This window comes from Lewinellaceae bacterium, from assembly GCA_020636105.1.
GTDB lineage: Bacteria > Bacteroidota > Bacteroidia > Chitinophagales > Saprospiraceae > BCD1.
This window is the reverse complement of record JACJYL010000002.1, coordinates 2,044,778-2,067,753: the sequence shown is the minus strand read 5'-3', so window position 1 is coordinate 2,067,753 and position 22,976 is coordinate 2,044,778. Positions and strand designations below refer to the sequence as shown.

The 22,976-nt window shown below is 46.2% G+C and carries 17 protein-coding genes; 10 read left to right on the top strand and 7 right to left on the bottom strand.

The features are described from left to right. Window positions 1-74: 74 nt before the first annotated feature. Together H6571_25205 and H6571_25200 are read right to left on the bottom strand one after the other, a co-directional pair. On the bottom strand, window positions 75-989 hold the full coding sequence (locus H6571_25205) for a glutaminase (protein ID MCB9327050.1): 915 nt from the start codon (window positions 987-989) through the stop codon (window positions 75-77). Between the two features lie 8 nt (window positions 990-997). Beyond that, window positions 998-1,894 carry a hypothetical protein gene (locus H6571_25200; GenBank protein ID MCB9327049.1) on the bottom strand — a complete coding sequence of 299 codons (897 nt, stop codon included), beginning with the start codon at window positions 1,892-1,894 and terminating at the stop codon, window positions 998-1,000. 366 nt (window positions 1,895-2,260) lie between these two features. On the opposite strand from H6571_25200, the gene H6571_25195 reads away from it, so the two are divergent. Both H6571_25195 and glgB read left to right on the top strand, forming a co-directional pair. After that, window positions 2,261-2,506, top strand: coding sequence for a GlsB/YeaQ/YmgE family stress response membrane protein (locus H6571_25195; protein MCB9327048.1), 246 nt, complete (start codon window positions 2,261-2,263; stop codon window positions 2,504-2,506). Between the two features lie 107 nt (window positions 2,507-2,613). Next, window positions 2,614-4,539, top strand: a complete 1,926-nt coding sequence (gene glgB, locus H6571_25190) for a 1,4-alpha-glucan branching protein GlgB (GenBank protein MCB9327047.1) — start codon at window positions 2,614-2,616, stop codon at window positions 4,537-4,539. A 77-nt stretch (window positions 4,540-4,616) separates the two neighbouring features. On the opposite strand, the gene H6571_25185 is transcribed toward glgB, so the two are convergent. Together H6571_25185 and H6571_25180 are read right to left on the bottom strand one after the other, a co-directional pair. Further along, window positions 4,617-5,840 carry an NAD(P)/FAD-dependent oxidoreductase gene (locus tag H6571_25185; GenBank protein MCB9327046.1) on the bottom strand — a complete coding sequence of 408 codons (1,224 nt, stop codon included), beginning with the start codon at window positions 5,838-5,840 and terminating at the stop codon, window positions 4,617-4,619. A 123-nt stretch (window positions 5,841-5,963) separates the two neighbouring features. Next, window positions 5,964-8,123 (bottom strand): T9SS type A sorting domain-containing protein, encoded by a 2,160-nt coding sequence (locus tag H6571_25180; protein MCB9327045.1) that lies wholly within the window; start codon window positions 8,121-8,123, stop codon window positions 5,964-5,966. A 242-nt stretch (window positions 8,124-8,365) separates the two neighbouring features. Between H6571_25180 and H6571_25175 the strand changes: the two genes are divergently transcribed. Next, window positions 8,366-8,791 (top strand): hypothetical protein, encoded by a 426-nt coding sequence (locus H6571_25175; protein ID MCB9327044.1) that lies wholly within the window; start codon window positions 8,366-8,368, stop codon window positions 8,789-8,791. A 78-nt stretch (window positions 8,792-8,869) separates the two neighbouring features. Here the strand turns inward: H6571_25175 and H6571_25170 are convergent, their stop codons facing one another. Then, on the bottom strand, window positions 8,870-11,098 hold the full coding sequence (locus H6571_25170; GenBank protein ID MCB9327043.1) for a von Willebrand factor type A domain-containing protein: 2,229 nt from the start codon (window positions 11,096-11,098) through the stop codon (window positions 8,870-8,872). Window positions 11,099-11,190: 92 nt separating this feature from the next. Here H6571_25170 and H6571_25165 point away from each other — a divergent pair, with 92 nt between their 5' ends. Continuing rightward, window positions 11,191-11,778 carry a sigma-70 family RNA polymerase sigma factor gene (locus tag H6571_25165; GenBank protein MCB9327042.1) on the top strand — a complete coding sequence of 196 codons (588 nt, stop codon included), beginning with the start codon at window positions 11,191-11,193 and terminating at the stop codon, window positions 11,776-11,778. A gap of 157 nt (window positions 11,779-11,935) precedes the next feature. After that, entirely contained in the window at window positions 11,936-12,958 is a 1,023-nt protein-coding gene (locus H6571_25160; GenBank protein MCB9327041.1) for a hypothetical protein, read from the top strand. A gap of 17 nt (window positions 12,959-12,975) precedes the next feature. On the opposite strand, the gene H6571_25155 is transcribed toward H6571_25160, so the two are convergent. Then, entirely contained in the window at window positions 12,976-15,246 is a 2,271-nt protein-coding gene (locus H6571_25155; GenBank protein ID MCB9327040.1) for a patatin-like phospholipase family protein, read from the bottom strand. Window positions 15,247-15,469: 223 nt separating this feature from the next. Between H6571_25155 and H6571_25150 the strand changes: the two genes are divergently transcribed. The 3 genes from H6571_25150 to H6571_25140 all read left to right on the top strand — a co-directional run bounded on the left by H6571_25150 (window position 15,470) and on the right by H6571_25140 (window position 18,809). Beyond that, window positions 15,470-16,786: a UDP-glucose/GDP-mannose dehydrogenase family protein gene (locus H6571_25150; GenBank protein ID MCB9327039.1), complete on the top strand. Its 1,317-nt coding sequence runs from the start codon at window positions 15,470-15,472 to the stop codon at window positions 16,784-16,786. 146 nt (window positions 16,787-16,932) lie between these two features. Further along, the gene (locus H6571_25145) at window positions 16,933-17,382 is read left to right on the top strand and encodes an NUDIX domain-containing protein (GenBank protein MCB9327038.1); all 450 of its coding nucleotides are present in this window, start codon (window positions 16,933-16,935) and stop codon (window positions 17,380-17,382) included. A 170-nt stretch (window positions 17,383-17,552) separates the two neighbouring features. Beyond that, window positions 17,553-18,809 (top strand): 50S ribosome-binding GTPase, encoded by a 1,257-nt coding sequence (locus H6571_25140; protein ID MCB9327037.1) that lies wholly within the window; start codon window positions 17,553-17,555, stop codon window positions 18,807-18,809. A gap of 91 nt (window positions 18,810-18,900) precedes the next feature. Here the strand turns inward: H6571_25140 and H6571_25135 are convergent, their stop codons facing one another. Further along, on the bottom strand, window positions 18,901-20,340 hold the full coding sequence (locus H6571_25135) for a serine hydrolase (protein MCB9327036.1): 1,440 nt from the start codon (window positions 20,338-20,340) through the stop codon (window positions 18,901-18,903). Window positions 20,341-20,802: 462 nt separating this feature from the next. On the opposite strand from H6571_25135, the gene H6571_25130 reads away from it, so the two are divergent. Together H6571_25130 and H6571_25125 are read left to right on the top strand one after the other, a co-directional pair. Then, entirely contained in the window at window positions 20,803-21,852 is a 1,050-nt protein-coding gene (locus H6571_25130) for a histidine kinase (GenBank protein MCB9327035.1), read from the top strand. Further along, on the top strand, window positions 21,849-22,532 hold the full coding sequence (locus tag H6571_25125) for a response regulator transcription factor (GenBank protein MCB9327034.1): 684 nt from the start codon (window positions 21,849-21,851) through the stop codon (window positions 22,530-22,532). The genes H6571_25130 and H6571_25125 overlap by 4 nt, the downstream gene beginning before the upstream one ends. Window positions 22,533-22,976 lie beyond the last annotated feature (444 nt).

Genomic DNA, 22,976 nt, shown 5'->3' with positions numbered 1-22,976 from the left:
ACTGTTAAAATATTGATGATTTAAGTTTTAAATTTGTTTACGGATGGCTCCAGTGTGGGGCCATCTTTTTTTGCTTAAAAAATAGACATCCCTGTTTTGGTTGTCAGTAGTTCAAGGGTTTTCATGCCCAACACGGAATTTCCTTTTTTATTGAGTCTCGGACTCCATACAGCCACGCTGTAAGTTTCCGGATAAACCGCCACGATACCACCGCCAACGCCGCTTTTCCCCGGCAATCCTACCTTAAAAGTAAATTCTCCCGCTTCATCGTAAAAACCACAGGTCTGCATCAGGGCATTGATGCGCTTGATCTGGCTGGAAGTGAGAAATTCTCCGGTAATGCTCAGTTCTCTCCCATGATCGGCAAAGGGCAGGTAAGCCTGGGCCAGCTCCTTACACGACATTTCAATGGCACAAATGTGAAAATAAAAATCGAGTACCGCGTCCACCTCATTATGAATATTGCCAAAAGATTTGAGCAGGTAGGCCAGGGAAGCGTTCCTGTGGCCCCATTTTTTTTCAGAAGCCGCTACATCCAGGTTGTAATTGATGCTATCCGTTTTCGCCATTTTCCGGACGAAGTCCAGGAAATCTTTTTTCGGATCCCTTAAGAGGGAATAAAGGATATCGGCCACGACAATGGCACCGGAATTGATGAGGGGGTTTCTCGGGATGCCTTTTTCATATTCAAGCAGGGCCAGGCTGTTGAACGGATGCCCGGAAGGTTCGACTCCCACACGTTTCCAAATATCCTTCCCAATAATGGAAATGGCCAGCGCTACCGAAAGGACTTTCGAAATACTTTGAATGGAAAATCGCTCATCGCTGTCCCCAAGGGAGAAGGAAGTTCCGTCCAGAAAGGTGAGATGTATCCCGAATTTATCAGGATCTACATTGTTCAGTTCCGGGATATAGTCCGCCACTTTCCCTTGACCGGCAAAAGGAGCGATTTCCTTTTTAATGTCCGCTAAAATTTGTTGATAGTCCACCGGGAGATTTAGTCTGCTACGATGGCGATCTTGAAATCCGGGCTGATCGCCAGCCTTGAAATATTGCGAATATCGTAATAACGCAAGTCGGCAATTTCCACCCAGTCCTCATCCGTAAACTGGTTGAATTTAAAAAGTTTACTGCCACGTCCCATCACAAAAGTACCGTCGGGGAACAACGCAAAATCCTCGCACCCTTTGAGGGTTTCAATGATGGTCCTCGGCTGTTGCTCCGGGTGGTAGAGATTTTTTTCCAGTAGGTACCAATTATCGCTGTATTCTCCTTTTTGGACATACACCAGGTTTCCGTTGGGTAATTTTTGAAAGCAGCGGCCCACGTTTGTCGCCAGGGGCGTCACCTCGTCGGTACGGGTATTGGCGATGGCGAGGTAATTGGGATTATCCACGATACAAACAGCCACCTCGGTGCCATTGAGCCAGTAATAATAACCTACATTGGTCAGGTATTTGAAAACAGGCTGCCCCTTGCTTAGCCGGTCAATAGGGAACTGCCATAACCGGAGCAGGGTGTCTCGCCCGGTATATTCCTGCCGGATGGCGGAAAAGCTGTAATAATCGAGCATGCGCTGAGCAGAAAATTCCCCTTCGGGAGTTTCGGTTACTTTTACCTTGGTATTGGTACTGAGGTCAAGCATGTAAAGATCCGTCTGAGAATCCTTGGGCGTTTGTACGCTGATGTAAAGCTGGGTCGGGCTGAAAAAGGCCGGTTGATTGTTGTAGCCGCTTTCGTTGAAATAAGTCAACCACTTGGCATTATTGAAATTGTAGGCACTATCCGAAACCTGCTTAACTTCAAAAAGATAAATATTGGATTTGGGCAATTGGGCTTCAACGGGCACCCAAAGGATTGCAGCGAATAGAATGGTGTTGAATATTCTCAGCATGATCTTATTTTTATGGGTAAAGTTAGTATATTTTGCGAAATTGGTTCCCATTAGAATTTTGAAAATCAAACGATCTGTGAAATCATTCAATCTTTATGCCCTAAGGACCCATTGCCAAAAGTGTAGCCATCCTTGAAACGGCACATTCCCGTGAGAGCGGTTTTACCATTTTAGCCAAATCAGTCGGCCGCATTTTCCTGCCACAGACGGCTGTCGACAGCCTGTGCACCCGGGTAACAACGACAGATGTTTTTATTGATGCTTACCTGCCGGAACATTAGATTGGGTAATTTTTACTCATTTCTACAATAAAATTTATTATATTGCAGGGACAGAAAATCGAATTATTCACCAAATCAATTCATTATGGGAGGTTTTATTTACTTCATTTTAGTAGGTGCATTAGCCGGCTGGCTGGTGGGCACCCTTTTTAAAGGCGGCGGATTCGGGATTTTGGGTAATATCGTTGTCGGTATCATCGGAGGAATTCTCGGTGGCTGGGTTTTTGGTCTTTTGGGTATTTCCACCAATGGTGGGCTCCTGGGTTCAATCATTACAGCAGTCGTCGGCGGCGGTTTGCTGGTTTGGTTGCTAGGTATGATTAAAAAGTAAAAATCGATTTTTACTCATTGAAGGAGCCCGGTTAGTATAACAACTAACCGGGCTTTTATTCATTTTTTATAGATTATTTAATCGAAAAAATTCCGTAAGTTTACACCATGTCAAACGTCAAACCACATTCGCTTTTTTCCGATTACGATCTTTACCTTTTCCGGTCGGGCAATCATTTTCGTGCCTATCAGAATTTAGGAAGCCATCCCCTCAAACTGGATGGTGAGCAAGGTACTCATTTTGCCGTATGGGCACCCCATGCGCGTTATGTTTCCGTTATTGGGGACTTCAATGAATGGGACGATCAGACCCATAAACTTTTTCCCCGGCTGGATCAATCAGGCATTTGGGAAGGGTTTATTCCCGGGCTCAATAAAGGGACCGTTTACAAATATCGCATCCAATCCAATACAGGACAATTACTCGATAAAGGGGACCCTTATGCTCGGCTTTGGGAAGTGCCTTCCAATACAGCTTCTGTCGTCTGGGACCTGAATTACAAGTGGAAAGACGATGAATGGATGAAAAATCGCAAGGCCGATACCGGTTTTTCGGTTTATGAAGTGCATATTGGTTCCTGGAAAAAGAAAAATAACGGCGACGAATCGCTGACCTACCAGGAGATGGCCCGTGAACTCGTGCCTTATGTTAAAAAAATGGGCTTTACACATGTGGAGCTCATGCCTGTGATGGAGCACCCCTATTTTCATTCATGGGGATACCAGATCACCGGGTATTACGCACCAAGCAGCCGCTTTGGCAAACCGGAAGACCTGATGTTTCTCATCGATAAATTCCACCAGGCCGGCATCGGGGTGATCCTTGACTGGGTGCCTTCGCATTTCCCTACAGATGCGCACGGTCCGGGATGGTTTGACGGCACACACCTCTATGAACATGCTGATCCCCAGAAGGGATTTCATCCCGACTGGCAGAGTTTTATTTTTGATTATGGGCGTAAGGAAGTGAGGAATTTCCTTTTCTCCAATGCCATGTTCTGGCTGGAATATTACCATGCCGATGGCATCAGGGTGGATGCTGTGGCCTCCATGATTCATCTGGACTATTCCCGGGAGGAAGGCCAGTGGACCCCGAATAAATACGGCGGCAACGGTTACCTGGAAGCCATTGATTTTGTCAAAGAATTAAATATGGCCATTCATCGGGAATACCCGGGGACGGTCGTTATTGCAGAAGAATCAACGGATTGGCCCGGCGTGACCCGGGACGTGGAATGGGATGGTCTTGGGTTTGACCAGAAGTGGATGATGGGCTGGATGAATGACACGCTGGAGTATTTTAAAATCGATCCATTATTCAGGAAATTCCACCAAAATAAAATCACTTTTAGTTTCACCTATGCCTTCGCTGAGAAATATATGCTTCCGCTTTCACATGATGAGGTGGTGCATGGAAAGGGTACACTCTTCACGAGAATGCCGGGCGATGAAGCCCAACGGTTTGCCAACCTAAGGCTGCTTTTCGGGATGCAGTGGATGCACCCGGGGTCCAACCTGCTGTTTATGGGAGGTGAATTCGGACAAACGACCGAATGGAACATCGAGGTGGGACTGGAATGGCACCTGCTCCAATACGATAATCATAAAGGGGTGCAAAAATGGGTGCAAAAACTCAATGATTTTTATAAAAAAGAACCCGCCCTGTCTGAATACCAGTTCGATTACCGAAGTTTCGAATGGATCGATGGCACCGACAGCAATCAAAGTGTCGTTGCTTTCCTGAGAAAATCGGAAGATGAAAAAGATACCCTCGTTATTGTATGCAATTTCACACCTGTAGTGCGCCAGGGATACAGGATTGGCGTACCCATGGAAGGAAAATGGAAAGAAGTACTCAACAGTACCGATGAAGATTATGCAGGAGATGGAATGGATGCTAATAGCACCCTGACTGCTTCAGAGGAAGGGCATCACGGCAGACCTTTTTCGATAGAGGTGACTCTGCCGGCATTGAGTATAGTTGTTTTTAAAAATGAACCCGCAAAAAAAGGCAAAAAGGTCGCTAAAAAGTGATTCGAACGCCTTCATTAGAAACATTATTCAAAAAGTGAAGAAAAAGAGCGGAACGCCTAAGGCTATGGACAAAAGGATCATCCCAGCTTTCCTGCAATGAACCCTGTCGTCCATGCCGCCTGGAAATTGTAGCCTCCGGTGATGCCATCGATGTCTAAAAGCTCCCCGGCGAAATAGAGGTTTGGGCAAACCAGGCTCTGCATGGTATTGAAGTCCACACTTTCCAGGCTGATGCCTCCACAGGTGACAAATTCTTCTTTGAAGGTCGTTTTTCCACTGACGGCATAAACGTCATTAGTGAGCACTGTTACGAGTTTGTTGATGCCTTTTTTGCCCAATTCGCTCCACCTTTTGTTTTCGGGAAAATCGCATTTTCCCAACAGGTAAAGCCATAACCGCTCCGGTAAAAAATAGGGACGAACATTCGAAAGTATTTTATTGGGATGGGAATGTACAATTTGATTCAAGGCTTCGCTGACCCGCTCAAAGTTTTTCTCATTGACCCAATTTACCTGGACATTGAACCTGTAGTTCATCTCGCTCAGCAACCTTGCCCCAAAAGCCGATAATTTCAAAATGGCGGGTCCGCTCATGCCCCAATGGGTAATGAGCAGCGGCCCCCCGGCATGAAGCCCGGTCCCCTGAATGCTCACTTGTGAGTGCTCCACTACGATGCCCATCAAAGCAGTAATGGGTTCTTTGGGCATATTAAAGGTAAACAGGGACGGAACAGGTTCTTCGATCTTATGTCCCAACGATTCCAGCCATTCCAGGCCTTTCCTTTTTGGAGAACCTCCTGTAGCAACAATGACTTTGTCGAAGACATTTGTGCTAGAAATTTCCTCGGCAAAGGAAAGCTCCAACTTTCCGCCGGCCGGCTTGATGCTTTTTATGCCAACGCCCGTAACGATTTGGATGCCTTTTTTTTTGGCTTCCTTCATAAAACAATCGATGATGCTCTGGGAATCCTGGGAAACCGGAAATACACAGTTGTCCTCCTGGGTTACAAGGGGCACGCCCCGCGATTCAAACCATTCCATGGTGTGCCGGGTATTAAAAATACGGAAGGCTTTTTTTAATTTTTTCCCTCCCCTTGGATAGGCTTCCGACAATTCACTGATGGAAGTACAGCCATTGGTGACATTACACCTGCCTCCGCCGGAGACTTTTACCTTCGACAGCAGCTTTGGGGATTTTTCAAAAATGACCACCCGGGCATCAGGATAATTTTCCTTGACCGCAATGGCTGAGAAAAAACCCGCCGCTCCACCTCCTATAATGGCAATGTTCTTGTTATTCAAAGCGTTTTTTCTTTTAACGGCTAAGGGCTAACTGGTTCAAGTTGTTCAAATTGTTCAAAGTTGTTCAGTTGTTCCAAGGGTTAAAGGAGTTACTTTAGCCTTTAATCTTTAATCTTTAGCCTTTTAGTCGTTTTCAACTGCAAACTTAACTTTTTCTGCCACTCCGCCTTGTTGTATTTCCATAAAATAGAGTCCCTGGCTCAGGGAAGAAACATCCAGTTTAATTTGATTAAATCCGGATTCGGGCAGGAAAGCCTGTTGAAGTAATTGTTGACCAATGGCGTTATAGATCATAACCGATAGCTCCTCTTTGGTCGCACTTTCAAATTGCAGGGTTAATTCCGTGCTGGCCGGATTGGGGAAAAGGCTGATGGCAGCAACTTCCCTTTTTAAGACGATGCTGATTTGTTTGCTGTACGTAAAACTTCCATCCTGATCGATCATTTTCAAACGGTAGTAATTCATGCCGGGCAGCGCATTCCTGTCCGTAAAAGCATAACTGTTAGTGTTCGCATTTTGAGCCTTGGCCGGGATGCTGCCTATTTTGTGAAAATGAAAGGCATTGTCTGATCTTTCTATGTCAAAATTGGCCGTTCCTGATTCATTCATGGTGGTCCAGAACAGATCGACCTCCTTTTGATTGGCCTGGCCGCTGAAGGTCAACAGTTCAAGCGGTAAGGGAGTGGCCGGAGTGAAGTGGAAACGATAGGGGACTCTCCAGCTATTGCCTCCTACATTATTGTGAATGACCCTTAGATAGTAAACGTTTCCCGGATTCAGATCTGCCTTTGGAATATTCAGGAGGATCGCATTGGCGCCGGGAGAAAAAGTGGACCCATACTGGCCTGTGGTGGACATGGGCGTATAACTTCCCGGAGTGGAGGTGAAAAAGTCTATCCTCCCGCCCAGGTTGGGATTGGGGATGAATGCAACCTCCAACCCGGCTGTTGAAATTGTGCCCAACGTAAATTTAAACCAGTCAGGATCTGTATTAAAAGGTCCCTCGGGGGTGCTAATACTTCTTCTTTGGGGCATGCCTGCAAATTCAATTTCCGGCGCCACATCCCAGGCAAACTGAGGATAATCGCCTTCGTCCAACCCCCTCAAAACCGTATTGACATCACTATTGACCGTCAGGTGAGATTGGTCGGTCAGCAGGGAATCCGACAGACGGAAGGCCACCCCGTCGTTGGGTTTGGGGATATTGTTGGCGTAAAGCCACTGTCGTGACCAGGCGACTACGCCGTCCCCGTTGTCAACAGATATGTCGGAAGTGATCCAGGTGTAGCGGATATCCGTGGGCAGCGGCATTGACGGATTGTCGTAAGTGCCGTCCCATGGGTTGGAAAATCCTTGTTGTTGCCCATTGATATTGATGCCTATGATATTGGGACTGGTTTCATCTCCGTCGCAATCCACGTCGGCATTGGCATAAAACCAGGTGCCGATATCGTCTTCGTCTCCCCCGAACAGGTAATTGCCCGGACAATCATCCAGGTCTAGGAATCCGCATCCGTAGCTGTATCTCAGATCACGCACAGCTTCAGAGGTAAGATCGGGGAGACCGTCCCTGGTGGAGTCTTCCTCATGATCCGCAAAACCGCTGATGTTGCCCATCGTATTACTACCGCGGTGCGGGGTGCTTGTGGTGACCAGTTTGGCTACTTTGTGCCCGTCTGAACTGTTGGGATCCACCCACCAAATGTGGTTGCCACTGGCATCGGTACGCTGCAAATATTCCCTGGATTCCAATCCTCCCATGGAATGAGCCATGAGGATGACTTTTTCTTTCCCGGGGTTGGCGGCCAGCACTTTTTTGATCATTTCGCCCAGCGCATACCCTTGTTTGTAAATGGCGGATTCATTGCTGTCGGAGGCCCAGAAACTCGGGCTGCCGCCATCGTGGATCAGAATTTGAGGGTTGGAGGTATTTTCGTTCCAGTAGTTATCGAGATTAATGGCATAAAGACAACCCGGAGCCAGGTCATTGGTCTCGTTGGTGAACGTGATCAAAACATCATCATCATTGGTATGGGGAATCCCGTCATTTCCCCAGATATAAGTCCCTTCCTGCGCGTTGACTACGGCATGGAAGACATCCGCCAAACCACCCCAGACGGACTGGAAATCGCCATTGTTGTAAACGGAGCTGAAGGAGCTCTCTGACCCGGTCCAGCCGTGCAAAAAAATGATCGGGTAGGGGCAATCCCCTGCCTGGGCAAATAGCCTCGAAGTAGAAAGAAATATTCCAAGAATGAAAACGGGGAGTAAGAATCTTTTCATGAAATTTGAAATTTAAGGTCTTGATCGAATGGATGTAAAAGCGCGATATACCGGCACCAAATTGTTATGTTAAAGATAAAAGAAAATTTTTAATCGGTGGGTCATTATCATAAAATGTTAAGAAGGATTTAAATTCGTCATTCCCCCCAACGGGGATCGTTGGAGTTTGAGTCTTGATGAATAAAGGGCGTTTGGACAAATGGTTCTAACCCCAAAATATTGATCAACTAAAATTTTAAGCTATGAAAAATCGTTTTTTTATTTTAATGCTGGGGACTGCTTGTGCTTGTACCTTATGGTCTTGTACAAAGAATCTTGAAAACACCGGATTTGCCTTTGGCGAAGTTTTTGAATTGAACTTTGCAGCACAAAAAACGTCTGATGACGGCGCTTTGTCTGTCCTTTTTTCAAAAATTGATGATTCCCGCTGCCCGTTGGAGTTAGACTGCTTTTGGGAAGGGCAGGCAGAGGTGACGTTAAAGGTTGCTGCATTGGGAGAAGAATCCCTTGATCTCAAATTAATCCTGAGAGCAGGATACGAAGCACTCGCCATCGATACCCTGGGCAATTATATTTATACCCTGGAAGAAGTATTGCCTTACCCTGTAGAGCCGCCAACTGCTAATGATAATGATTATGTGATCAAACTCAAGGTGGTGGAATTGTGAAAAAAATAACGATGCCCTCCCGAATCAACGAACGGGAGGGCATTTTTTTATTTCATAGGTGCTTGTAAGTTAAGCCTGCTATTTACCGGCCATGGGTTTTTTCGCCAGGATGGTCGCGTCCTCAACCAACCGGATCATTTCAGCCCGGTATCCATTGGTATCTTTTCCTTTCGCATTTTCGGCCATTTTTTTCAAACCGTTCCAACTGGAGGCCCCTTGATATTTAGAATCGCGGAGCAACAATCCGAATTCGGCTACAGCGGCTGACCATCTAAAATTATCCGAACTTTTCTCCCATGGAATATTCATATCCACCGCTCCTTTTTCAAGTAATTTACTTTTTTTGCCATCTGGTTCCTTGTATCGGAATTTGATATGCACCAATTCATTGGACTGACCTGAAAATGCGGTTGCCGGCTCAAGGTCAACCCTGGATTGATCCGTATCTACAATATAGGGCGTCTGGTAATTAGCGGGGATGATTTCATAAAGAGCGGTCACCGTATGTCCGGCGCCCAATTCTCCGGCGTCCTTGGTGTCGTCGTCAAAATCCTTATCGGCCAACAGGCGGTTTTCGTATCCGATGAGGCGGTAACCTTTTACCTGTTCCTGGTTGAATTCCAATTGTAATTTAACATCCTTGGCAATGGCGAAGATCGTTCCGCCAAATTCATTGATCAGCACTTTTTTGGCTTCATCAATATTGTCGATGTAAGCATGGTTGCCATTGCCTTTGTCGGCCAGTTTTTGCATTTTTGCGTCCTGGTAATTGCCCATTCCGAAACCGAGGACCGTCAGGAATACGCCACTTTCTCTTTCCTTTTCGATCAGCTTTACCAGGGCATCGTCATTGCTGACGCCTACGTTAAAATCGCCATCCGTAGCCAGGATAACCCGGTTATTGCCTCCCCGGATGAAATTTTTCCGGGCCATATTGTAAGCCAGTTCAATCCCTGCACCTCCGGCGGTGGAACCTCCGGCCTGCAAACGGTTGATGGCCGCTTTAATGCCTGGTTTGTCCGAGCCATTGGTAGGATTCAGCACCACGCCAGCCGCACCGGCGTAAACGACGATGGAGACAAAATCATTCTGCCGGAGGTTGTCGATGAGCAGGTTGAGGGATTGTTGCAATAAGGGAAGTTTATTGGAGCTGTTCATACTGCCCGATACATCGATCAAAAATACGAGGTTGGTAGCGGGAAGATCTGCCTTGGCAATGCGTTTTCCCTGCAGGCCAATGTGCAGTAACTTATGGCCTTTTTGCCATGGACAATCAGCAATTTCCGTGATGATCTCAAAAGGGTGTTCCCCTTTTGGTTCAGGGTAGTCGTAGTTGAAATAATTGATCATTTCCTCAATGCGCACGGCATCTTTTGGAGGCAGGGCGCCATTGTTCACAAAACGGCGCATATTGCTGTAGGCCGCAGCATCCACATCTATGGAAAAGGTGGAGAGCGGCGTTTTGGTGGCGGCTAAAAACGGGTTTTCATAAATTTCCTCATACCGCTCAGCAGCATAATCCAGGAGGGTATCCATTTTTATGGTAGTAGCCCCTGTTTCAATGGCAGTTTTTGGTTTTTTTACATCGCCACTGGCCATGGAAACCGGAGGGGTTGGCTGGGGAGCCGGTGCAGGCTTGGGTTCATCGGCTTTTACCATTTGTTTCGGAGTTGTGGTGTTTGGCGGCGGCGGTGGCGCTACCTGGAGTGTTTGTGGAGCCGGGGGAGTGGGGCTTTTTTGATTTTTTTTCCCGTCAACATCATAGTTTTTGGTTTCGGAACGGGAGTCTTGTATGACCTCATCATCTTTTTGTATCCTGACTCCTGTTACTTTTCCACTCAGCGCATCAAAAATTTTTTTGTTTTGCCTGCGATTTTTTTGAAACTTTTCAGCCGTGGTGGTTACCGGGTACTCTTTTGATGCTGTTTCCTTAGTATAACCCACGACTATACATTCTTCAAGGGTTGTACTGACGGTCATGATTACATCCAGTATTTGACTTTTACCCAATTGAATTTCCCGGGGGGTAAATCCGATGTAACTGAAAACAATAATGGCTTTGTCATTGGTAACATTCAGGCTGTATTTGCCGTCAATATCTGTCATAGCACCTCTTTGGGTTCCTTTTTCCAGGACAGAGGCACCCATTAAAGGGTTTCCATTATTATCCCTGACCGTTCCTGTAATCGTAATGTCTTTGTCTTGTACAAAAAAGGATCCTTTGTACGTTGAAGTTTGCGGTGTTACAAAAGCAGCTGCCGCGAACAACACCACGGCAGCTGTAATAAAATAGAACAAATTTTTCATAGCTTTACAATTTTAAGTTTTAGTTACCCGAAGGATGCACCGTCTTGTCAAATTACACACGAGCAGGAATTTTATTTTGAATTTTCTCAGGAATGCTTAAACTCTGGAGCCGAAATAATGATGATTACAGCGATGAGGAATTGCTGAATCTTTACCTTAAAAGTGACGACCTGTCGCATTTGGGCGTATTATTTCAGCGGTATATGGAATTGACTTTCGGAGTTTGTCTTAAGTATCTGAAGGATGAGGCCCTTGCGGAAGATGCGGTGATGAATATATTTGAAGAGGTGGCACAAAAGGTAAAAAAACACGAAATTGCAGCATTCAGGGGATGGCTCTATGTATTGAGTAAAAATCATTGCCTGATGAAACTCAGGAAGGATAAAAAACATTTGAGTGTAAATATTACGCCTGAAAATATGTATTCTGCAGAAGAAATGCATCCTCTGGATGAACCCTCCGAAGCAGAAGAAAGAGAAAAACATTTGATAGATTGCCTTGAAACGCTCACGGCACTACAAAAGGAGTGTGTCGATATGTTTTATTACCAGGGGTATTCTTACAAAGAGATCGCAGAAATGAAAGACGAGGAAATCGGAAAAATCCGTTCCCATATTCAGAATGGCCGACGAAATTTGAAAATATGTATTGAGAATAAATATAACCAGAGTGGAGAGTAAAGAGTTAGCAACCAGCACCAGCAACAAGTAACAAGTAACAAGTAACAAGTAACAAGTAACAAGTAACAAGTAACAAGTAACCAGTAACCAGTAAGTAACCAGTACCATCACGAAAAAAGAAACAAAATATCACTTAATCGACGCCTTCCGCAAATGGTTGCGGGGAGATGCACGGAAAAAAGACGAGCAGCTGCTTGAAAAGGCAGCCGTGAGCGATCCTTTCCTGGCGGATGCCATGGAGGGATATCGTCAGTTTCCTGAAGGGGACCACGAAGCAGCGCTGGCTCGCTTGAAGGATAAATTGCTGCACCGTAGCGGAAATCGCAAAGGAGGATTTGTTCTTTGGCGCATCGCTGCGGCAGTGGCTCTGCTCCTCCTGGCAGGGGGCGTATTTTGGATGGTAAACGATAATTTTGGCTGGAAAGATTCAAATATGGCTTATGAACCTTCGGACACCCGGTCAGAAAATAAACCACCCGCCGAAACAAAATCACTTCCCGGGAAACAAGAAGAAGGTTCCCGGGCTGATACTGCATTTTACCATGAAACGAATGAACCGGAGTCGCAAATTGCCCAGGTGCGCAAGGCGAAAAAAGACCCCGGAAATCTGAATAAACCGGCTCCAGGAGGAGTTAATATTAAAGAGCCCAATGCTCAGGCACCTAAGGAATCCCCTATCCCTACCTCACCAGCTGTGGTGTCCGATGATTTGCCTGATACAAGGGAGGATCAATTGAAGGAAACAATCGTCCTTGCAGAAGAAAGCACGGAAGCAAAAACTACGGTAATGGATGCTGATGTTGTTAATATGGCGGATATTGAGGACGAATTTCAGCAAGATTCTATTAATAAAGCGGGAATGGCCAAGGCACCTGCTGCGGCCTCAGGAGTCAACACGAAAAATATTTTTACCGCGCAACCCGATGTGAAACCTGCGGGTGGCTTCCAAAAATTCGAGCAATACCTGGAGCAAAACAAAGTCCTTCCAGATTCGGTCATGACAGGAGAAGTTCTCTTACAATTTGTCGTGGAACCCAATGGTAAGCTTACCCATATCAAAGCCCTTCAATATTCTGTAAAAGTGATGGAAGCAGAAGCCATTCGCCTAATCACCAACGGTCCCTTATGGGAAAATAATACTGGCACCTCCCAGGTGACCGAGTATGTGGTTAAGTTTTAGCCTTCATCATACAGCATTTATTTGCCCGCTGCTGGAATTTTTTCATGGGAAAGCAGTTCCATGAGTCGTTGCATGGCTCGTTGATTCTCTTCCGATTGTATGGCATCCAGTAAATTCTTTTTTTCAAGTGCGCTAATGTGGAAGGATACGGGCGGTGATGGAGTTTCCGCATCCAAAGGAGTATAATTGAATCGTACCAGCTCAAAATGGTCCCTGCCCAGAAGATCCATCACAAATCCGAGGTTATTGTCCTGTTCAAAACCCTGAACGGTAAACATGAGTCCCATGAGTCCGAGTGGTTCAATGAGTCTTTCAATAGTTCCCTGGTTCCTGTTGGGAAGGATCGATCCCGTTTTTTCAGCACTGTTGATCTGAACAAGAACTACCCCACTTGTATTTTCCAATATCCAGGCTTTAAAAGTTTGCAGGAATCGGGTAGCTGACAGGACCCCGAAATTGTCGCGAAAGCCGGCATCTATGACCTGTATTTCCGGAGAACTTGGAAGGTGTGCATTAGGTAAAACATAAGGATAAGTGGCGTTCATTCTAAGGGCAGATGTGAAGTGCAGCGCCCCAGGATTGTGGGCTGCAAACAGCCAGCCAAAATCTACCGCATCTATATCCACCTCCCCGTGAAGTTGAAGCCCTGCCGGAGCGAGCATCATAAACGATACGCCCTGTGGTGATATGATCAACCGACGAGCATCATTGATGATGGAAGGGGTGATGTACATCATGGGGATAATGCCTTCCGCTTCGGGTTGTTGATAATCTGCGAGTTTTTTTTGTAACACAAAATCCGTATTTTCATTGAATTGCCTTTCAAAAATATAACCCCGGTCCTTGTAATAGGTTTGTTCCCCGGATTTGAATTTGGCAAAAGGAAGGAACAGGTCGTTGGCCACCCAGGTAAAGGAGACGGAGTTGAGCAGGTCTTTGGTAATATTATCCAGGTACGCCTGACTATATAGATCCAGCAGGTCTCCTTTTTGTTTTCGGAGATAGAGTTCCCTGAGGTACGCCGCTCCCAGCATGCCTCCGGAAGCGCCGGTGATGAGTACATTGCTATGCAAAAATCTACCCTGGGTGAGACTGTCGGCCAGCTGTATGTTCCTAAAGGCCCAGGCGGCAGCTTTTAAACCGCCGCCGCTGACACAGAGTATCGTGAGTTTTGGTTTTTCCCCGTTGCCGGGGTCGTTGATTTTTCGCCAGTTATCCAGGATTGTTTGTGTTGCGGCAATATCTTCCTCAATGATCCCGGTATCGGATATTCTTTTGAGTTTTTTAGCGTTGTATTTCGTCGCCGGCACCGAATAATCCAAGCCATAAACGAGATTGTCCCGGTGGAAAAAATCAAAACTCGTAAGATGGTTGATGAGAAGAAGCACAACAATAAAAACGATTACGTTCCATTCGCCGAACCAGTAGCTTATCGCTCCGATAAAGGCGATCAGGATACTCAGCAGGATCAGGATACTGGCTCCTGCAGGGATTCGGGATGCAGGATAATCGATCAGTAACCCCAGCAGGATAAGAATGAAAACTGTCAGCAATTGAAAAAGGAGTGCATTCAGGTGGTTTTGTTTGAAAATGCTCCTGAGGAAACTCGATTCATAATGCGCTACGCTCCTGACGATCTTCGGGCGCATAAATTCATTGAGATAAATTTTCACCCTTTTATTTTGCTCAGGCTGCTTGATGTAATCAATGTCTATATTGGGACGGCTGGGGGCTAGTCCAGGGATGAGGTGGGGGAGTAGCCGGTTTCGCTTTTTGTAAGAAGAAATATCTTTATTGGTAAACTGGAAATAAAGGGCATACAATATCAGTGAGGTTAATATGCCCAGCATGAACCCCAGGGTGTAAAGCATGATATCAGAGGGGGGTAACCGTCCGAAGGTGGACTGAAAGTAGGTGACCCGGGTCAGGTAAAAAAGGACGAAGGTAGCAGGTATAATGAAATTGTTGATGCAAAATTTGGTAAACGGCCGCGCCAGGGAAGCGAGAAAAGGGAATTGATGGACTGTTAAAAGATAGGTCGCCAGATTCCAGCTCATAAAAAAAAGCCCGTAAGCTGCCCCTACGATAAAAAAACTGACAAAACCAACTCGACCAAAATATTCAGGATCAAGGAACAAACTGGGAAAGCCGAGGTTTCCTCCAAGGATTCCTGTAATAAAAAGTACAAGGGAAACCCATATAGTCACAAGGATTAAATTACTCCGCAGGTGCATTATGGTCAGTTGCACCGGAAAAGAGTGGTATATATCGTTCAACCATTGTTTCATGAAGGCTTTTTTTAATTTACTGGTTTAAAAAAATCCAAAAAATAGTTTCATCCCGTAATATACAAAAACAACAACTTCAGAAAATTAATATCCCCGACAAAAGCCTTAACTTTGCAGGCTTAATTAAGAAAAAAGATAACTGCCGGACAGATTGTGATTGAATGATATTAGTTTTAATCAAAAATAATCGCATTCCGGTAAAACTATCAAAATATTTGAACCCATGAATATAACAGTGGTCGGAACGGGATACGTAGGACTTGTCACAGGAACTTGTTTTGCGGAAACAGGAAATACGGTAACCTGCGTGGACATCGATAAAGCCAAGGTGGAAAAAATGCAAAACGGCATTGTCCCCATTTACGAACCGGGACTGGAACTTTTGTTCGAAAGAAATTCCAGGCAAGGAAGGTTGAAATTTACCACTGACCTGGAAGAAGGAATAAAGGACGCACAGATCATTTTCCTGGCCCTGCCCACTCCTCCCGGGGGCGATGGTGCTGCGGATCTGTCTTATGTTTTAGGTGTGGCCAAAGACTTGTCGAAGATCATTACCGACTACAAGGTCATTGTCGATAAAAGTACGGTTCCGGTGGGGACGGCCGAAATTGTGCATAAGGCTCTTGCTGAAGGGCTCGACGAATCGCTTTTTGATGTAGTGAGTAATCCTGAATTTTTAAGAGAGGGCGTAGCCGTGGATGATTTTATGAAACCGGATCGGGTGGTCATCGGAACCAGTTCTGCACGGGCAAAAAAAGTGATGGAGCAATTGTATAAACCATTTTTACGCCAGGGCAACCCCATTTATTTCATGGATGAACGCTCCGCGGAAATGACCAAATATACCGCCAATGCTTACCTGGCTACCCGCATTACTTTTATGAATGAAATTGCCAACCTATGCGAGATTTTGGGGGCCGATGTGGACATGGTTCGCATGGGCGTGGGAAGTGATTCCCGGATTGGCAAAAGGTTTCTTTTTCCGGGAGTAGGCTTCGGGGGCAGTTGTTTTCCCAAAGATGTTCAGGCACTTTTCAAAACAGCTACAGACAATGGGTATGATTTTAAAATATTGAATGCTGTACTGAATGTAAATGACCGGCAAAGGCTTTTGGTAGCCGAAAAAATCATCAAATATTTCGGAGGCGATCTGAAAGGCAAAACCATCGCTTTATGGGGATTGGCCTTCAAACCCAATACCGATGATATTCGGGAAGCCCCGGCATTGTATACCATTGAAAAATTATTGGCTGCAGGAGCAAAAATTAAAACCTACGATCCCGAAGCTATGGATAATGTGAGGGAATTGCTCGGGGATAAGATTCAGTTTGCCGAAGATCAATACGATGCCCTGGAAGGTTCAGACGCTTTGGCAATACTGACAGAGTGGAGCGTTTTTCGAACCCCAAGTTTCACCGCCATGGATAAATTGATGCACAACAAGGTCATCTTTGACGGCCGGAATTTATACGACCTGGAAATGATGAAAGAACGCGGATACTATTACGATAGCGTAGGCCGGGCCGTAGTGAATCCGTGATCCGTTAAACCGTCAGATTCACCGTTAGCCACAGGCACCAAGTAACCAGCACCAAGTAACCAGCACCAAGTAACCAGTAACAAGTAACCAGCACCAAGTAACCAGCAACAAGCAAGTAACCAGCACCAAGTAACCAGCCACCAGCCATGCTTCAATTCAAAAATTTACCCGAAGGGAAAAAATGTATCGATCGCCCCGGCAGTTACGGCATCATCACCCAGGCGACCGAACTCGTATTGGTGCGGATAAGAGGATGGGGAGAATATTTTCTGCCTGGCGGCGGTATCGATGAAGGGGAACACCCGGAGCAGGCCCTGAAGCGGGAAGTGATCGAAGAAACGGGTTATAAAGTGACTGACCTGGAAAAAATTGGCGAAGCAGCAGAATACATTTTTTCTCCCGTGGCAGGGACCTACATCAATAAGCTGGGCATGTTTTATTCCGCCCGGATTACCGATCAGGATCACACCCTCATCGTGGAGGAAGATCACGAAATTGTTTTTTTGTCAGACAAAGAAGCCATTGAAGTGCTCCACCTGGACAGCCACAAATGGGCCGTGCAGCAATGGATCAAAAAAACAAAAAATACGAGGTGAAAAAACACGAGGTGACATCTTCGTGTATAGCTTTGAGGGCATGCAAAAAGGTGTCATCTCGTACACGAAAAGGCGATGTGACATCTTCGTGCACAGCCTTAGTGCAGGATAAAAGGTGTCGTCTCGTGTGAAAAAATGTCATCTCGTAACAAACAGAAAAAGCATCCGTCATGGAATCATCAAAAACAGCACTCATCCGATTTACCACCGCCGGTAGCGTCGATGATGGAAAAAGCACCCTCATCGGCCGGCTGTTGTATGATACAAAATCTGTTTTTGATGATCAGTACGATGCGATAAAAGCGGCCAGTGAGCGCAAAGGCGAAGACCACGTCAACCTGGCGTTGCTGACCGACGGGCTGAAGGCCGAACGCGAGCAAGGCATTACCATCGATGTCGCTTATCGCTACTTTTCCACCCCCAAACGAAAATTTATCATTGCAGACTCTCCCGGGCACATTCAATATACAAGAAACATGGTTACCGGGGCTTCCACCGCCAATGTGGCCCTCATTCTCGTGGATGCCCGCCAGGGCATTGTGGAACAAACCCGCCGCCATGCCTTTATCGCTTCCCTCCTGCAAATTCCCCATCTCCTCATTTGCATCAACAAAATGGACCTGGTGGATTACGATGAATCGGCCTTTGAAGCCATCCGGGAGGATTTTGCGGACTTTGCTGGTAAACTCAATGTAAAAGACTTACAGTTTATTCCCATCTCCGCGTTGAATGGAGATAACGTGGTTAAAAAAAGTGAACACATGCCCTGGTACGACGGAGGTACCTTACTTTATTACCTTGAGCATGTGCATGTTGGCAGCGATCATAACCTTATTGATTGCCGGTTCCCGATTCAAATGGTCATCCGGCCCAACTCCGATGCTTACCATGATTACCGCGCTTATGCCGGACGGATCGCCGGGGGCGTTTTTAAAAAAGGGGATAAAGTCACCTTATTGCCTTCCGGATTTTCTTCTGTCATTTCTGCCATCGAAACTTATGACGGAGAAGTCAGAGAAGCTTTCCCCCCAATGTCCGTTTCCATTCAATTGGAAGATGATCTTGACCTCAGCCGCGGGGATATGCTGGTGCGGGAAAACAACCAGCCCCAAGTGACCCAGGACATTGATGTGATGGTGTGCTGGTTCAGCTCAAAACCGCTGCAGGAGCGCGGAAAATACACCCTCCAGCATACGACCCGCGAGGTGCGTTGCATGGTCCAAAACATTCTGTATAAGCTGGATATCAATACGCTTCACCGCAACCAGGAAGATAAAATGATCGGGATGAATGATATCTGCCGCCTCCAACTCCGCACCACCCAACCACTTTTCGTAGATACCTACAATAGGAATCGCATCACGGGTAGCCTCATCTTCATTGACGAAGCCACCCATGAAACGGTAGGCGCGGGTATGGTGATCTAAAAAAATTTAAAATTTAAAATGATAAATTTTAAAGGCTAAAGGGGGCTTTCATAGCCTCCGGAAAATCATTCCTATTGAATTTACCATTTCCCTAATCCACCATTATTCCTCCCAATTTGATTTCTCCTGAAGGCATCTGATCCAGTTCCAGTGTGATCAGCACCACCTCCTTTCCGGTATCGTAGGTGATCTGTATGATATTGTTAGAAATATCCATGGTGGCCATTTTGGCATCCTTCAGATCATCGTGGAAAGACCGGAAGAATTTCAGGTGCTCATCCATGGATACAAAACCGAACAATTCTTCAGAAAAATTATCGCGAATGAACGATTCCCATTTTGCTGAATCCGGTTGGGCGATGGCTTCGACAAATCCATTGCCGATGGCCAGTGTCTCTTCCTGATTCAGCTCTACTCCGCTGCCCTCTGGATAAGTAGGCACGAAGTCGGGCGTAAAAATGATCCCGGCTATCTGAGAAGCGATGCGGTTGGCATAACGGGTGGAACGGTTGCACATCACGATGATGGTCACTTTTTCATCGAGGTAGCGCAGGAAATCGGCAAAGAAAATCCCGTTGCCGCCATTATGGGCGACCAGGTTGGTATTTCTCGGCGTGGGGAAAATGGCCCACCCGTAAGCGTAAAAGGAATTGGCACCTTCGCCTTCCCGAACAAAAGGGGTGTAATATTTTTCTTTGGCTTCTGCAGAAAGGATATCGTCCGTCAACAAAGCCTGGTGCCATTTATACATATCCTTCACGGTGGATAGAATGCCGCCATTGCCCTTGAGGTGCCAGGAAATATGGCCCGAAGTCCACTTTTCTGTGGGTTTGCCCCAACGAATATCGTTACGGTAACCGGTAGCGATAAGGCTGCCATTCCATTTTGGTAAAAGGTAACCGGTATTATTCATGCCCGCGGGTTGAAATAGGTTGTCGTGGAGGTAGGTTTCATAAGGCTTGCCACTCACCTTTTCAATGATCATGGCGAGTAAGGAGTACCCCACATTGGAGTATTCATACCCACTTCCGGGATTAAACATCAGGGGTTTGGACATGGCCAGGGAAATGAAGTCAGCGGTGGTAATGTCTTCATAATCATCCCCGATGGCTCCCGGGAAGCCGGCGCTGTGCGTCAGCAGTTGATGTAAGGTAATGCCCTTTTTATCGTCCGGTACATTGGCGAAATATTTGGACATGAGGTCGTTGACTGATAGTTTTCCGGCCATTTCCAATTTCAGAATGCCCGCCGCCGTGAACTGTTTGGTGATGGAACCGATGTCAAAAATAGTGGAGTCCGTATTGCGGATGTTTTTCTCCACATCGCTCAAACCATACCCGTCCGAAACCAGTATTTCTCCTTTCTGTGCGACCAATACGGCCCCGTCAAAACCCTGGGATTCAATGGTGGTGAGGTATTCCGATATTTTGTCTGCGGTATCCTTTTCTTCGGCAGGGCCAGCCGAGGGAGTGCAATGTTGAAAAATGAGGCACCCGAGTAGCACGATGAGTGAAGTTTTTAATTTTTGCATGATCTTTTTTTTTGCAAGTTTAAAGTAAGCATGATTACCGAACAAGAAAATGTTACGAACCACCCGAAAAGAGTTATGAATCCTAAAGTTACGGTAGATACTGTATTTTTTCCCGACTATGCTGGCGTTTCCGAAAAGATTAATGCTTTGGATTGTGATGTTTTTTTTCTATTTTATCGCAGATGAGGCTATGATTGCTTTGTGGTCCTTGTGTTTAACTGCTAAAAGTTCCCTTTAGGATGATTGTTCCTGTTTGAATAGCTTCCCATCCCATTTCATACCCGAAAACGCCCGTTCATCACAAGTTTTAGTACCGGTGATGAAATTTGATTAATTTTATTCCTTAATCGGAAACCTTTTTGGCGTCGATTACGCTGATAGCCACTGTTTTTTGGTGTGATGTATCCTTTGTATGCGACTCTCCATGGTTTCAATGGGATTAATTTTAATTAATAATCAACGGTGGGTAAATACTCCGAAATCTTCCTGAACATCCTTTTCTGGCTCGTCACCGCCTGGGTCATCTCCACCATGGTAGGCTTTAACCTGACGGAGGTAGAAATCATCACAGAAAACGATCTGTATCGGGAAACGCGTACCCACGGACCGATACAGGTCATCTCCTTTGCCGGGATACCGCCACGTGCGATCTTGTTTTATATCAATACTTTTTGGCTCATTCCATTGTTCTATCAGAGGCGCAGCCTGGTCCGTTATCTGGTCATGCTTGCGGTGGCTGTCGCATTTTGCGTAGGGATAGAACTGTTTGTGTTGCATTTTTCGGGTCAACTGTTCGACGGGCTTTATCTGAGACTGATCTCCATCATTTACGGCTTTTATCTCGCGGTGTCCATTGCTTACGGCACCATCCGTCAACAACTAAAACTGGACCGAAGACAGCAATTTCTGGTCAGGGAAAAACTGTCGGCGGAACTGCAGCTGATGCGTTCACAGATCAATCCGCATTTTTTGTTCAATGCCCTTAATAACCTGCTTGCCATTGCGGAGCGGCACGATCAGTCCGACATTTCCGAGGGCATCTCCCGGCTGTCGCATCTGCTGAGGTTCATCATTTACGATACACAGTCCGATTTCATTCCCCTGGAGCAGGAGGTGGAATTCATCCGCGATTACATCCGGCTGAATGGGCTGCGGTACAGTAAGGAGGATCCGATTGAGGTTCGCTTTGACGTGAATGGAGCCATGGAAGACCAAATGATCGCTCCGGCGCTACTCATCCCTTTTGTGGAAAACGCCTTTAAACACGGCCTGGATGCGGACAAAAAATCATTTGTACGGATGGCGCTGGATATTAAAGATAACGCCCTCACCTTCAACATCACCAATTCCATACATGAACAGCAGCGTGTGGCCATGCCTGGTCAGTACAGCGGGGTGGGACTGGAGAATGTCCGCAAAAGGCTGAAGCTGATCTACGCCCATCGGTACACGCTGGTGGTGGGGGAGGAAAGCGGCCTGTTTAAGGTGACATTAAAACTGAAACTGTCATGATACGAGCCATTCTTGTGGACGACGAGCCCAATGCCCTGGAACTGCTGGAGCTTTACATCGGCAGGATCCCGTTTGTCGATTGTGTTGCCGCCTTCCGCAACCCGCTTCAGGCCCTGGAATTCCTCCACCAGAACCCCGTAGACATCATCTTCCTCGACATCAACATGCCCCAGCTCTCGGGCATCTCTTTCCTCGAAACCCTGGAGGATCGCCCCCATGTAGTGCTGACCACCGCCTATGCAGAATACGCCGTCAAAAGTTATGATTTTGCTGTAGACGATTACCTGCTCAAACCCATCACCTTCGAGCGATTCCTGAAGGCTGTCAACCGCATCAAAAAGCTGGAATCACAGGAAAAGAAGCCTGCCCAGCAGGAGATCTTCCTCCTCCTCAAAAGCGGTTATCAGCTCCTGAAAGTGGCCGTTCAGGACATCCTCTACCTGCAAAAAGACGGCAACTACATGGTGTACTATACCAAAGCCAAAAAGATACTGGTCAGAGAAAATGTTACCCAGGCGCTCGAGAACCTGCCCAACGATTTTATGCAGGTGCACAAGTCCTACCTGGTACCCATATCCCGCATCGAGGCCATGGAATCCGGACGCGTTCGGGTTGCCGGGCAATGGGTGCCGGTGGGGGCCGCCTTTCGCGAGGAGGTTGGGCGGAGGATGGGGGTTTAGGGTTTATCCCCATCAGGTAACTTAAAAATTGGATTAATTTTCTACTCCGGAACTTCAATTTACCATTTTTTTAATGTTTCTTTTCTGTTTTCAATTTCCATGCGTTGGAAAATTAAGTACACTGTAACGAAAGTTTATTTATATAGTTTAAATGTTCTATTCCGATACTTTTTTGTCACGCTGATTTCGCAGATTATCGCTGAAATATTTAGGAAAAATCCTTTTATTCTGCGCTTTGCCCCGACTGTTGGTACGGGGTGTTCCAACTCCGGAATACCGACCAGAGGTACGGTATGTCACTTTGTTCCATCTGCGCGAAAAAAATTTCTGTTGGAGGACTCTTATTAAAAAATAAAAAAACATTTGTTACACGGTATTAAGCAGCAGGGCTTAATAATTTATTGTCATTTTTTTGTACATTACGTTCACATCCTGACCAAACCA